The 13,020-nt window shown below is 65.6% G+C and carries 14 protein-coding genes; 7 read left to right on the top strand and 7 right to left on the bottom strand.

The window, feature by feature from the left end; translation table 11 throughout:
• Positions 1-68: 68 nt before the first annotated feature.
• The 6 genes from H0A72_RS16545 to H0A72_RS16520 all read right to left on the bottom strand — a co-directional run bounded on the left by H0A72_RS16545 (position 69) and on the right by H0A72_RS16520 (position 4,887).
• Positions 69-245, bottom strand: coding sequence for a hypothetical protein (locus H0A72_RS16545; RefSeq protein WP_180157340.1), 177 nt, complete (start codon positions 243-245; stop codon positions 69-71).
• Between the two features lie 77 nt (positions 246-322).
• Positions 323-1,135 carry a thiosulfate oxidation carrier protein SoxY gene (locus tag H0A72_RS16540; protein ID WP_180157338.1) on the bottom strand — a complete coding sequence of 271 codons (813 nt, stop codon included), beginning with the start codon at positions 1,133-1,135 and terminating at the stop codon, positions 323-325.
• An 8-nt stretch (positions 1,136-1,143) separates the two neighbouring features.
• The gene (locus tag H0A72_RS16535) at positions 1,144-2,160 is read right to left on the bottom strand and encodes a YeeE/YedE family protein (protein ID WP_180157337.1); all 1,017 of its coding nucleotides are present in this window, start codon (positions 2,158-2,160) and stop codon (positions 1,144-1,146) included.
• Positions 2,161-2,208: 48 nt separating this feature from the next.
• Positions 2,209-3,510: an NAD(P)/FAD-dependent oxidoreductase gene (locus H0A72_RS16530; protein ID WP_180157335.1), complete on the bottom strand. Its 1,302-nt coding sequence runs from the start codon at positions 3,508-3,510 to the stop codon at positions 2,209-2,211.
• The gene (locus H0A72_RS16525; protein ID WP_180157333.1) at positions 3,507-3,869 is read right to left on the bottom strand and encodes a c-type cytochrome; all 363 of its coding nucleotides are present in this window, start codon (positions 3,867-3,869) and stop codon (positions 3,507-3,509) included. Before H0A72_RS16525 ends, H0A72_RS16530 begins: the two co-directional genes overlap by 4 nt.
• A 337-nt stretch (positions 3,870-4,206) precedes the next feature.
• On the bottom strand, positions 4,207-4,887 hold the full coding sequence (locus H0A72_RS16520) for a Crp/Fnr family transcriptional regulator (RefSeq protein WP_180157331.1): 681 nt from the start codon (positions 4,885-4,887) through the stop codon (positions 4,207-4,209).
• Positions 4,888-4,926: 39 nt separating this feature from the next.
• Between H0A72_RS16520 and H0A72_RS16515 the strand changes: the two genes are divergently transcribed.
• Complete coding sequence (locus tag H0A72_RS16515) at positions 4,927-5,307, top strand: YbaN family protein (protein ID WP_343060256.1); 381 nt, start codon at positions 4,927-4,929, stop codon at positions 5,305-5,307.
• Here H0A72_RS16515 and hemN read toward each other — a convergent pair.
• On the bottom strand, positions 5,300-6,721 hold the full coding sequence (gene hemN / locus H0A72_RS16510; protein WP_180157329.1) for an oxygen-independent coproporphyrinogen III oxidase: 1,422 nt from the start codon (positions 6,719-6,721) through the stop codon (positions 5,300-5,302). The two genes, H0A72_RS16515 and hemN, sit on opposite strands and share 8 nt — an antisense overlap.
• 215 nt (positions 6,722-6,936) lie before the next feature.
• Between hemN and H0A72_RS16505 the strand changes: the two genes are divergently transcribed.
• Genes H0A72_RS16505 through mnhG form a run of 6 tightly spaced genes read left to right on the top strand, consistent with a single transcriptional unit; the run spans position 6,937 to position 12,991 of the window.
• Positions 6,937-9,873: a monovalent cation/H+ antiporter subunit A gene (locus H0A72_RS16505; protein WP_180157327.1), complete on the top strand. Its 2,937-nt coding sequence runs from the start codon at positions 6,937-6,939 to the stop codon at positions 9,871-9,873.
• Entirely contained in the window at positions 9,873-10,217 is a 345-nt protein-coding gene (locus H0A72_RS16500; RefSeq protein ID WP_180157325.1) for a Na+/H+ antiporter subunit C, read from the top strand. The genes H0A72_RS16505 and H0A72_RS16500 overlap by 1 nt, the downstream gene beginning before the upstream one ends.
• The gene (locus H0A72_RS16495; protein ID WP_180157323.1) at positions 10,214-11,854 is read left to right on the top strand and encodes a monovalent cation/H+ antiporter subunit D; all 1,641 of its coding nucleotides are present in this window, start codon (positions 10,214-10,216) and stop codon (positions 11,852-11,854) included. The genes H0A72_RS16500 and H0A72_RS16495 overlap by 4 nt, the downstream gene beginning before the upstream one ends.
• Complete coding sequence (locus H0A72_RS16490) at positions 11,851-12,339, top strand: Na+/H+ antiporter subunit E (RefSeq protein ID WP_180157321.1); 489 nt, start codon at positions 11,851-11,853, stop codon at positions 12,337-12,339. Before H0A72_RS16495 ends, H0A72_RS16490 begins: the two co-directional genes overlap by 4 nt.
• Positions 12,336-12,617: a K+/H+ antiporter subunit F gene (locus H0A72_RS16485; protein ID WP_180157319.1), complete on the top strand. Its 282-nt coding sequence runs from the start codon at positions 12,336-12,338 to the stop codon at positions 12,615-12,617. Before H0A72_RS16490 ends, H0A72_RS16485 begins: the two co-directional genes overlap by 4 nt.
• Complete coding sequence (gene mnhG / locus H0A72_RS16480) at positions 12,614-12,991, top strand: monovalent cation/H(+) antiporter subunit G (protein WP_180157317.1); 378 nt, start codon at positions 12,614-12,616, stop codon at positions 12,989-12,991. Before H0A72_RS16485 ends, mnhG begins: the two co-directional genes overlap by 4 nt.
• Positions 12,992-13,020: the final 29 nt, after the last annotated feature.

The following is a 13,020-nucleotide window of genomic DNA, read 5'->3' as shown; positions in this document are numbered from 1 at the left end:
GAGATCACGAAGCAAACACCTGCTCGATGGAATCGGCATCGATAAGCCGGGCCCACATGCCCGGCTTCTCACTGATCAACATGATCCGGGATTTGCTCAATGGCCGTGCTGTGCTCCAGCCGAAAAAGCAGCCCCGCCAGGTTCCTATCGGGCAGGCCCGCCCAGTCCAGGTCCCGCAGCCAATCGGCCTCCAGCACGCAAGCCAGCGGGCCGCGCAGCATCTGGGGGGTGGAACACGCGACCATCGCGACAATTACGCATGGACGGCGCGGCGTCAGGTCGGAAGAGCTCCCTCAGCACCTGGCAGCCGTGTCAACAACCCCTACAGGGTGGCCTTGAATTCCACGCTGCGGCCGGTGTCTTCGGTCCAGGCGAAGCGCATGTCGCCGCCTTGCGGCGGGCTCACGGTGAATCGCAAATACGGATTGGCCGCCAAGGAACGGTAGTACTTGGCCCTGAGCAGCACGCGGCCGCCGAGGGTCGCTTCGAAGGCGTCGATGATGCGCAGCGGCGGCGTATCGCCGTTGGCGTCCGTGGCCAGGCCGGTATCCATGGGATGATTGATCATGGTCAGGAACTCACCGGGCGCACCCGGCTTCCAGCCCTTGGGCAGGCGCACCCTGGACTGCATTTCCGCCGAGCGTTCGCCGCGCCCCGCGGGCGCGATGCAGCCGCTGGCCGTCACCCGAACCGCACGTTCCGCCACGATGACCCGCCCGTCTTCGGTCGTGGCCACGACCACGACCGGCTGGGATTCGCTGAGGCGGATCCGGGTGGCCAGCTTGACCAGGCCCGCGTCCTCACTGAATTCATACGAGGCGACTTCGGGCGTCGGGTTGCGGGTTGCGTACACGTCGAGAGAACGGATACGGCCGCCCCGCCCCGCCAGGCCGGATTCGATGGACAGCGGCACCGATGACCCGTCTTCGGCCACCAGCGGCAAGTCCAGCTTGACGCCCTCGGCCGTTACCGGGCGGCCGCCTATTTTCTTGCGTATGGCCTCGATCTTCTGCGCCTCCTGGGCCCGGGCGGCCGGCAGCGCCGCGCCAAAGGCCAGGGCCCCCAGCGCCGACAGCATGGCTTTGCGGCGCAAGGGCGAGGAAAGTTCGGAAGTTGGTGCTGAAAAATATGTCATGCCCGTGATCATGTAGATGGATGCGACGCGCGGAAGGTGGCCAGGCGCGCGCCGGCGACGATGGCCGCACTGGCGATCATGGATCCATACGCCAGCGTGGTCAAGCCCGTGAGGCCCTGGCCGATGGAACAGCCCAGCGCGAGCGCGCCGCCGATGCCCATCATGGCGCCGCCCGACAGGTAGCGCAACATCTGCCGGGGTGAATCGAAGCCCTGCAGGCGATATTGCCCGCGCAGCGCGGCCGCCAGCGCCGAGCCGGCCAAAACGCCCAGCACGATCGCGACGCCGAAGCTCAGGCTGGCGCCGGTCGCGATCATCGCGTATTGGATCGTCTCGCCGATGGGCGCGACGAAAGTGAGCGACGCCAGCGGCACGGGGTCGAATTCATCGGCGCCCAGCCGCCCCGTCGCCCACCATCCGGCAACCACCAGGCCGCCGATGACGGCTCCGCCGGCCAGATCGGCCCGCCCATGCCGCCAGCCGCCTTTGCGGACCGCGAAGCCGGCCAGCGCCAGCACCAAGGCCGCCACCACGATGTGGCGCGGCATGCCGTCGGGCACCGCAATGCCGGACGGGCTCAGCAGGCTCAGTTCGGAAAGCCGCAAGCGCAGCGGCGCGATGACGCCGGTCAGGGCCATATAGGCCGCGACGCCCAGGCACATCAAGACCATGAGGGACCGCAGATTGCCCTGCCCCAGCAAGACCAGCGCCCGCGCGCCGCAGCCGTTGGCAAGCACCATGCCGTAGCCGAACATCAGGCCCCCCAAGGGCAGCAGCAGCCAGGAAAACGCGGGCGCCATGTAGAGCGACCGGCCGATGTCGACCCAGCCCGCCAGGACGAGCAGATGCGTGCCGAGCAGCGCAACGGCCAGCGCCAGCGCAAACGCCTGGAGCTTGTAGCCTTCGGTCTTGCCCCAATGCTCCTGCAGCCCGCGATGCAGGCAGAATCCGGTGATCTGCCCGGCCGCGCCGAAGGCCAGCCCGATGGCAAAGCCGGCCCACAGCACGAGTTCAACATTCGACATAGCCGTCCCGCTTCCCTTGCAGGCCCTAAGCCTTGCACGGTTTTCCGATCACGCGCGCGTACCCCATGTATCCAGCGCAATCGCGTTATACCATGCGACGCCATAGTCGGCTTCGAGCTTGCGGAACTCGGCGCTCGCTTCCTTCGGGCTGACGCCGCCGGAGTCCTTCACTTCGATGAGCTTGCCGTCTTCGACGCCATACACGCCGGCCACCGAAATGCCGTAGTCGGGGGCGATCAGGCTATAGCAGGTATTGGCGAAGGACGCGGCCGCGGGAGCCTTGCCGGCAAGGGCGTTCACGATCGCGGCGGCGGCCACCTTGCCCTGGGCGTTGGCGGAGAATCCGGATTTGGGCATGGGCGCCGCAATGGTTGCGTCGCCGACCACGTAGATGTCGGGCACCAGCGAAGACTCGAAGGTCTCGGGCTTGACCGGTACCCAGCCGCTGTCGTTGGTGACGCCCGCGAGCTGGGCGATGGCGCCGGCTTTCTGGGGCGGCACGATGTTCAGCACGTCGGCCTGGTGCGTCTGGCCGAATTCGGTCTCCACCACGCGCTTGGCCGCGTCCACGCGCACCACCTTGCCGTCCTTGGACATCGGTACCCATTCGATCATGTCGCCGTAGAAGCGCTTCCAGCCGTCCTGGAAAAGACCTTGCTTGGAAAAGGCGTCTTTCGCGTCGAGAATGATGATCTTCGATTTGGGCTTGTGGGCCTTGAAGTAATGGGCAACCATGCTGACCCGCTCGTAGGGCCCGGGAGGGCAGCGGAAGGGGTTGGGGGGCGAGGTCAGGATGAAGACTCCGCCGTCGGGCATGGCTTCCAGCTGCTTCTTCAGCGTCAGCGACTGTTCCCCGGCCTTCCAGGCATGCGGGACCAGCCTGGACGCGGCTTCGTCATAGCCCTCGATGGCGCCCCAGCGGAAATCGACTCCGGGGGAAAGCACCAGTTTGTCGTAGGATAGCGTCCGGCCCCCCGCAAGGCTGACTTTGCGGGCGCCGGCATCGACGCCGTTGGCGAAGTCATGGATCACGTCGACGCCCAGGCTGCGCAGTTCGTCGAAACCATGGGCCTGGGCATCGAAAGTGCGCAGGCCGCCAAAATACAGGTTGGTGAAGGGGCAGGTGATGTAGCGTTTCAAGGGCTCGACCAGCGTGACGTCGATGGCCGGGTTGCGGCGCTTGATGTATTTCGCGGCGGTCGCGCCGCCGAATCCGCCGCCGATCACGACGACGCGGCCGGCGGACTGCCGTGCGTAGGCAGGCAGGGCGAGGAGGACCGCGCCGGCGGCGCCTGCCTTGCCGACCGTCTTCAGCCACTGGCGGCGGGATGCTTTTACGGAGCTGCTCATTTCGATGGGTCCTTTTTGTTCTCTTGCGCTTTGATTTCTGAAAAATACTTCGCCAAGGCATGGATCTGGGCTTCGGTATAGCCTTTCGACAGACGGTTCATGATGGTGGTGCCCGCCGGGGGGGCGTCGGACCGGAATGCGATGAGCTGTGAGCGCAGGATGCTTTCGGGGCGGCCGGCGATGGAAGGTATGCCGCCCGGCGAGCGGCCGTCGGTGCCATGGCAGTTGGCACAGGAGGCCGCGAGGATGGAGACGTCGAAGGTGGTCTGAGCCGCGGCGGCGGCCGGCGACAATGCGAGGCCGGCCAGCGCGGCGGCCCACAGCACGCTGGCGGACGCCAGCTTCTGAGCGATATGCATGATTCCCCTGTAACCTTATGTATGTTGGTGGACGAAATGGTAGCGGGCCGCTACATTTCTTCAAAAGACCTTTTTGGCTTTTGTTTATAACTTCAGGTTTTATGGGGTGAAGGCGGCCGTGGGAGGCGGTTTCTCGCGGGGCTTGCTTGCTGACCGCTGTGCCGTTGTTGTATTTTTGGCGGCCTGCTATGTGTGGTTGCCGTGCCGTTGTTTGATTTCTTTAGACGGCCTGCCAGGTGCCAAGCGGGTGCTGTTGCTCCCGTGACCCGGTCCCGCTGCGCTGGACTGCCCGGCCAAAGCCCGCCTGGCGGGGCGGTCGCAGAACTCGCCCGCCCGGCTAATCCTGAAAAGCGCCCAGCTTCGCCGCATTCAAGATGGTGATCTCCCGCCCATTGACCTGGATGAGCCCATGGGCCGCCAAATCATGCAGGATGCGGGAAAAATGCTCCGGGGTGAGATTCAGCCGCGAAGCGATGACCGTCTTGCTCGTCGACAACCGGAACTTGTGTCCGTCCTCGCACTGCTGGTCCTTCAGCAAATAACCGATGACGCGTTGCGTCCCCGAACGCAGGGAATACGCCTCGACGTCGCCCATCAGCGAATGCAGCCGCTGGCTCAGGCTGGCCAGCATCTTGCGCGCGAAGCCCGGCTGGCGTTCGATGCCGTTGAATATCACGTCCTTGCTCACGTGCAGCAGCATCGTGTCGGCCAGCGCCTGCGCCGAGACGATGTAGTTCCTTTCCATGAACATCAGCGCTTCGCCGAAGCTGTCGCCCGGGCCGATGATGCGCACCACTTTTTCATCGCCGCCGGGCGACACGAACATCAGCTTGATCTGCCCATAGACGACGGCATGCAGCCCGACGCAAGGCTCGCCCCGGCGGAACAGCACTTCACCGCGCGCGATCTGGACTTCCGTCGTGCCCGAGGCCAGGGTGTCGAGCTCCGACTCCGACAAACCCGAAAACAAAGGTAACCTTGCCAAAAAATCCTGAGTTCGTGCCTTGCCTGTCGTCATATTGCTAGAATCCTGTAACGGTATTGTTGCCATGCTATCGTGATCAAAATCCTGTTCAACATCGCTGGAACGCTGGCCTTGATCCTGGGCATACTGGGCATATTCCTGCCACTGCTGCCCACGACGCCCTTCCTGCTGCTTGCTTCGGCCTGCTACCTGCGCGGGTCCGAACGCCTGCACCGCTGGCTCCTGGGGAACCGGGTGCTGGGACAATACCTGTCAAACATCCAGACCGGCCAGGGTATCCCCATGCGGGCCAAGGTCTTTACCCTGATCCTGATGTGGCTTTCTCTGGCCGTCTCGGCCTGGTACGTGCCGCTGCCCTGGGTCCGCCCGCTGCTGCTGATTCCCGGCATAGGCGTCAGCTACTACCTGCTCCGGATGAAGACCCTGCCGCGCTCCCCGAAACAGCCTAGATGAGCTTGGAATAGGTCGACACCGTCGGCTGCCCCAGGTATTTGTCGAACACCATGCCGATGGCCCGCACGAACAGCCGTCCCTTTGCTGTAATGGCGATGCCTTCGGCGTCCAGTTTCATCAATCCGGCCTCCTGGAAGGGGGCGAGCTTTTCCAGCTCCGCCTCGAAGTACGAGTTGAATTCGATGCCATGCCGCGCGTTGAGATCGGAAAAATCCAGCGGCATGCTGCACATCAGCGTCATGATGACCTCGCGCCGCAGCAGATCGTCGGCGGAAAGGTCGCAGCCGCGCTCGATGGGCAGCTTGCCTTCGTCGAGATACTGGTAATAGGCGTTGATGCTGCGCACCGACTGGCTGTAGGACGCCCCTACCTTGCCGATGGCCGACACGCCGAATCCGATCATGTCGCACTCCGCCCGGGTCGTGTAGCCCTGGAAATTGCGGTGCAGGCTTTTTTCCAGGCGGGCCTTGTTCAGCTCGTCGTCCGGCTTGGCGAAGTGGTCCAGGCCGATATACACATAGCCGGCATCCAGCAGGCGCTGCGTCGACATCAGGAAGATCTGCAGGCGCTCTTCGGCGGAAGGCAGGTCCTCGGCCTTGATGAGCCGCTGGGCCTTGAACCGGCTGGGCAGGTGCGCATAGTTGTACAGCGCGATGCGATCGGGCGAAATCCGGATCACGTGGTCCAGGGTGCGCGCGAAACTGGACAGCGTCTGCTTGGGCAGGCCGTAGATCAGGTCGGCGTTGACCGATTCGAACCCGGCCTTGCGGCTGGCTTCCAGCGCCCGTTCGACCATGATGAGCGGCTGTATGCGGTTGACCGCCGCCTGGACGTCGGGGTCGAAGTCCTGGATGCCGAAGCTGGTCCGGTTGAAGCCCAGGCCGGCCAGCATGGACAGCGTGGCGTCGTTGACGGTGCGCGGGTCGATCTCGACGCCCAGTTCGGCGTCGTCGGTGAATTCGAAATGGCGCCGGATGGAAGCCATGAGCGAGGTCAGCTCGCTTGCGCTGAGGAAGGTCGGCGTGCCCCCGCCCAGGTGCAGCTGCGCGGTCTCGCGGTCGTCGCCCAGGCGGGCGCCCACGAGCTCCATTTCCTTGTCGAGGTATTGCAGATACTGGGCCGCCCTGCCGTGGTCCTGGGTGATCACCTTGTTACAGGCGCAGAAATAGCAAAGCTGCTCGCAGAACGGCAGATGGACGTAGACCGACAGCGGCGGCCGGGCCGGCGCGCGCGCCCGGACATCGAGATAGGCCAGGTAGTCTTGTTCGGTGAAGCCGGAACGGAAGCGGTCGGCGGTGGGGTAGGACGTATAGCGCGGCCCGGATTTGTCGAAGCGCCGGATCAGCCCTTCGGAAATTTCTATTTCAGGAAAAACGGCGGCATTCCCGCCGGCCAAGGGTTCGTAGGCATTCATTGCCTTTCTCCGATCGTGCCGGCCCGCCGCCCATGAGATGCGCATGGCGGACGAATGCCGGCTTGAATAGCACATTGTGCAAGCATGCCGGAAAATCGGTCTTGACGTAAGTCAAAGCCATACCCGGTATGGAAAACAATAGCTTTCGCGAGCCTTAACGAAACATATCGTATTATTGAGGCTAGATTCACGCAAACTCACACCATCCCGCCCTGATGCCGCTCGTATTCGTCCTTGCCCTGCCCTTCGCAGGCAGCATCATCGCTGCGCTGTTGCCGTCCAACGCGCGCAAACTCGAAGCATGGCTGGCCGGCGCGATCGCCCTGATCTGCCTGGCCATCGTATTTGCACAATTGCCGCAAATGTTCAACGGCCACGTCGTCAAGACGGTGCTGCCCTGGATGCCCGGTTCGGGCGTGGACTTCACCCTGCGCATGGACGGCTACGCCTGGCTGTTCTCGGTCATCATCACGGCCATGGGTGCGCTCATCGTTCTATATGCGCGCTATTACCTCTCTCCACAAGACCCCGTCCCGCGCTTTTTTTCGTTCTTCCTGGCCTTCATGGGTTCGATGCTGGGCGTGGTCCTGTCGGGCAACCTGATCCAGCTCGTCATCTTCTGGGAACTCACCAGCCTGTCGTCCTTCATGCTGATCGCCTATTGGCATCACCGCCTGGACGCCCGGCGCGGCGCGCGCATGTCGCTCACCATCACCGGCGCCGGGGGGCTGTGCCTGCTGGGGGGCGTGCTGATGATCGGCCACGTGGTGGGCAGCTATGACCTCGACAAGGTCCTGGCCGCCGGCGACGTCATCCGCACCCATCCCTGGTACATGGCCATACTCGTCCTGGTCGCGCTGGGCGCCCTCACCAAGAGCGCCCAGTTTCCCTTCCACGTCTGGCTGCCCAACGCCATGGCGGCGCCCACCCCGGTCTCGGCCTACCTGCACTCCGCCACCATGGTCAAGGCCGGCGTATTCCTGCTGGCGCGCTTCTGGCCCATTCTGGCGGGCACCGAGGAATGGACCTGGATCATCGGCGGCGCCGGGCTGTGCTCGCTGGTGCTGGGCGCCTACGCGGCCACCTTCCAGATGGACATGAAAGGCGTGCTCGCCTATTCCACCATCAGCCATCTCGGGCTCATCACCCTGCTGCTGGGCATGGACAGCAAGCTGGCCCTGGTGGCGGCGCTCTTCCACATGATGAACCATGCCACCTTCAAGGCATCGCTGTTCATGGCCGCCGGCATCGTCGACCATGAAACCGGCACGCGCGACCTCAGCCGGCTGTCGGGGCTGTATCGCAGCATGCCCCTCACCACCGCGCTGGCCCTGGTCGCGGCCGCCTCCATGGCCGGCGTGCCGCTGCTCAACGGCTTCATCTCCAAGGAAATGTTCTTCGCCGAGACGGTGTTCGTGACCGGCAACTGGTTCAGCCGCGTGGGCCTGCCCACCGCCGCCGTCATCGCCAGCGCGTTCAGCGTGGCCTATTCGCTGCGCTTCGTGATGCAGGTCTTCTTCGGGCCCATTCCGCGCGACCTGCCGCGCGCGCCCCACGAGCCGCCCAAGCTCATGCTGATCCCCAGCGCCGTCCTGGTGTTCACCTGCCTGGTCGTCGGCATATTCCCCAGCTACACCGTGGGCCTGTTCCTTCACAATGCCGCGCAGGCCATACTGGGGCCGGAAGTTCCCGTCTACGACTTGCGCGTCTGGCACGGCTTCAATCTGCCGCTGCTCATGAGCTTCATCGCCCTGCTGGGCGGCATCGTGCTGCTGTGGCTGCTGCGCCATCGGCACCGTTCCCGCCCCGGGATGGCGCCCTTCATCTACCGCTTCGACGGGCGCCGCGGCTTCGAGACCATACTCGAAGGCCTGGACACGCTGGCCGCCTTCCTGCTGGACCTGACCCGCTCCCCGCGCCTGCAGCCGCAGTTGCTGCTGATCGTCGTCGTCACCTTCGTCGTGGCCATGCTGCCGCTCACCGCCGGCGGCTGGCTCAAGCCCGAACTCCATACCCCGGTGAACCCCTTCTTCGCGCTCATGTGGGTGGCGGGCGCCGCCTGCGCCATCGGCGCCGCCCGGCAGGCCAAGTACCACCGGCCCGCCTCGCTGCTGCTGACCGGCGGTGCCGGCCTGATCACCGCGCTCACCTTCGCCTGGCTGTCCGCGCCCGACCTGGCCCTGACGCAGCTTGCGGTCGAGGTCGTCACCGTGGTGCTCATCCTGCTGGGGCTGCGCTGGCTGCCGCCCCGGGTGGAAGGCGACGACGAGCAGCCGCCGCCGCTCACCAGCTCGCTGCGCGCGTTCGTGCGGCGCTTCCGCGACCTCATCATCGCGATCATCAGCGGCGCCGGGCTGACCGCCATCGCCTACGCCGTGCTGACCCGGCCGCGCCCGCAAGGCATTTCATCCTTTCTGGTCGAACAGTCCCTCCCGCTGGGGGGCGGCGCCAACGTGGTCAACGTCATCCTGGTGGACTTCCGCGGCTTCGACACCTTCGGCGAGATCACCGTGCTGGGCATCGTGGCGCTGACCGTCTACGCCCTGCTGCGGCGCTTCCGCCCGCCCCTGGAAACCATGGCGCTGCCCAAGGCGCGGCAACGGCTGCCGGCCGGCGGCAGGCTGCTGGACGCCTTTGCCGACCCCGACCCCAGGACGCTGATCCCGGACGGGGTCATGAAGATACCGGCGGTGCTGGTCCGGCTGCTGCTGCCGATGGCGGCGCTGGTGTCGCTGTATTTCCTGATACGCGGCCACAACTTGCCGGGGGGCGGCTTCGTGGGCGGGCTGATCATGGCAACGGCCATCATCCTGCAGTACATGGCCGGCGGCGTGATCTGGGTGGAAGCGCGCCCGCGCATCCACCCGCAAACCTGGATCTCGCTGGGGCTGCTCGCGGCCGGGACGGCGGCCATGTCGGTCTGGTGGGCCGCCCGGCCCTTCCTGTCGGCCTACAGCGTCGACATCCTTCTGCCGCTCATCGGCCACATCCATCTTTCGACCGTGCTTCTTTTCGATATCGGGGTCTATATGCTCGTCGTGGGCGCCACGGTCTTGATGCTCGTCGCGCTGGCGCACCAGTCGCTGCGCCTGTATCGCAAGCCGGCGCACGGCCCGGCCGCCACCCTGTCCACCGACGAAGGAAACAGCTGATGGAACTCGTACTCGCCATGGCCATAGGCGTGCTCGCCGGATCGGGCATCTGGCTCTTGCTGCGGCCGCGCACCTTCCAGGTCATCATGGGCCTGTCCCTGATCTCCTATGCCGTGAACCTGTTCATCTTCGGCATGGGCCGCATCAAGCTGGCCGCGCCGCCCGTCATCAACACCGGCCTGGCGGCCGACGCCGGCCAATACGCCGACCCCTTGCCGCAGGCGCTGGTGCTCACCGCCATCGTCATCGCCTTCGCCACGACCGCGCTGTTCCTGGTCGTGCTGCTGGCCTCGCGCGGGCTGGCCGGCACCGATCACGTCGACGGCAGGGAGACGCCGCTGTGACTGAATGGTTGAAGCATCTGCCCATTCTTCCCGTCGCCGTGCCGCTCCTGGCGGGCGCGGCCATGCTGCTGCTCAATGATTCCCATCGCCGCGCGCGGCTGGCGCTCAGCTCGCTGTCCATCCTGGCGCAAATCGTCCTGGCCATCACCCTGCTGCGCATGACGGCGGGCTACATTCCCACCGACTGGCCCGACGGGGTCGGCGTCTACTTGCTGGGCGACTGGCCGGCGCCCTTCGGCATCGTGGCCGTCGTCGACCGCCTGTCCACCACCATGCTGCTGCTCACCGCCGTCCTCGGCGCGGCGACCTGGGTCTACGCCACCGCCCGCTGGGATCGGGCCGGCGTGCATTTCCATCCGCTGTTCCAGTTCCTGCTGATGGGGCTCAACGGCGCCTTCCTGACCGGCGACCTGTTCAACCTCTTCGTGTTCTTCGAAGTGCTGCTGGCGGCTTCCTACGGGCTGATGCTGCACGGCTCGGGGCGCGCCCGCGTCGCCGCCGGCCTGCACTACATCGTCGTGAACCTCGTGGCGTCCTTCCTGCTGCTCATCGCCATGGCGTTGATCTACGGCGTGACCGGCACGCTCAACATGGCCGACCTCGCGCAGCGCGCCGGCCTGCTCGCCGGTTCCGAACGCCTGCTGTTCGAAGCCGGCGCGGCCATACTGGGCATCGCCTTCCTGACCAAGGCCGCGGCCTGGCCCTTGAATTTCTGGCTGCCCGCCGCCTACGCCAACGCGGCCCCGCCCGTGGGCGCCGTGTTCGCCATCATGACCAAGGTCGGCATCTACGCCCTGCTGCGCATCGGCTCCCTGCTGCTGCCCAGCGGCGCGCCCGCCGCCTTCGGAGGCGAATGGATGTTCCCGCTGGGCATGGCCACGCTCATTTTCGGCACCATAGGGCTGCTGGCCGCACCCCAGGCGGAACGCCAGGCGGGCTACTGCATCATCATGTCCTCGGGCACGCTGCTGGCCGCGCTCGGCATGCCCGGCGTCACGCTGACCGGGCCCGCCCTGTTCTACCTGATCGTTTCCGTGCTGGCGCTGGGCGCGCTGTTCATGCTGCTGGAAATGGTCGAGCGCACCCAGGCCTTCGGCGCGGAACTGCTGGCCGTCAGTATCGAAGCCTTCGACCTGGAAGACCCGGAACCCTCCGACCGCTCCGACGACGTCATCGGCGTGGCCATTCCGGCGGCCATGGCCTTCCTGGGCATGTCCTTCATCGCCTGCGCGCTGCTCATCACCGGCCTGCCGCCGCTTTCCGGCTTCGTGGCCAAGTTCTCGCTGCTGTCCGCCGCCTTGCAGACCTCGGCCATCGACACCCCGTCGCTCTCGGCCTGGTCCCTGGTGGCCGCCGTGCTGCTTTCCGGCCTGGCCGGCATCATCGCCCTGGGGCGCACCGGCATCCGCCTGTTCTGGAGCTCCGAAGATTCCATCACGCCGCGCCTGCGCGTGACGGAAGCGGCCCCGGTCGCCGCCCTGATCCTGAGCTGCGTCGCGCTCTCGTTCTGGGCCGGCCCCACCATGACCTATCTGGAGCGCACCGCCAACTACCTGGACCGCCCCGCCATCTACATCAATGCCGTGCTGACCCAGAATTCGGGCAAGCCCGTCGACCCCGCGGGGGCCAGCCAATGAGCCGCCAACTGAAGAAACTGACCCTGCCGGCGCTGCTGCTGGCCTTGTGGCTGCTGCTGAACGATTCGCTTTCGCCCGGCAACCTGGCGCTGGGCGCGGCGCTCGCCGTGCTGCTGGCCTGGCTGGCGTCGGCCTTGCGCCCCTTGCGCGCCTATCCCAAGCATCCCGCCGCCATCCTGCGCCTGATCTGGCATGTGGCCGTGGACATCACCAAGTCCAACATCGCGGTGGCGCGCATCGTATGGCTGGGCCGCCGCGCGAACGCGACGCCCGGCTTCATCAAGATTCCCATCCGCATGCGCGACCCCCACGGCCTGGCCGCCCTGTCCTGCATCATCACGTACACGCCCGGAACGGTATGGAGCGATTTCTCCGAAGCCGACGGCCAATTGACCCTGCACGTGCTCGATCTTAAAGACGAAGCCGCCTGGATCGAACTCGTGCAGCAACGCTATGAACGCCCCCTGATGGAGATCTTCGAATGACCGGCCTCGTCTATTGGGCTGCCACCTTCGCCCTGGGCTGCTATGTGCTGGCCCTCGCCTTCGCCGCCCTGCGGCTCTTGAAAGGCCCGAACGCCGCCGACCGCGTCCTCGCGCTCGACACCATGTACATCAACGGCATGCTCATCCTGCTCGTGCTGGGCCTGATGTTCACCTCGGGCATCTACTTCGACATCGCGCTGATCATCGGGATTTTCGGCTTCGTCGGCTCGGTGGCCATGGCCAAGTTCCTGCTGCGCGGCGAGGTGATCGAGCCATGACCCACGCCCTGCCCCTCTGGGTCGCCATCCCCGTCGCGGCGCTGCTGGTCATCAGCGGCTTCATCACGCTGACCGGCACGATAGGCCTGCTGCGCCTGCCCACGTTCTTCAGCCGCATCCATGCGCCCACCCTGGGCAACACGCTGGGCGTCTTCTGCGTGCTGGTCGCGTCCATCCTCGCGGCCTCCTACATCGAACAGCGCATCGTCGTCCACCCGATCCTGATCACTTTCTTTCTCGTCATCACCTCGCCCGTGACGGCCATGCTGCTCATGCGCGCGGCCATCAAGCGCCAGGCCCGGGCCGACCTCGAGAAACAGCTGGACAGCGAGCGCGCGGGCGCCGGCCATGCCGCCCGGGACTCGAAAAGCTGATCCGTTTTTGATACATTTCGTTATGCCCG

The organism is Parapusillimonas granuli (assembly GCF_013416525.1).
GTDB classification, from domain to species: Bacteria; Pseudomonadota; Gammaproteobacteria; order Burkholderiales; family Burkholderiaceae_B; genus Parapusillimonas; species Parapusillimonas granuli.
This window is presented reverse-complemented; position numbering and strand designations above follow the sequence as displayed.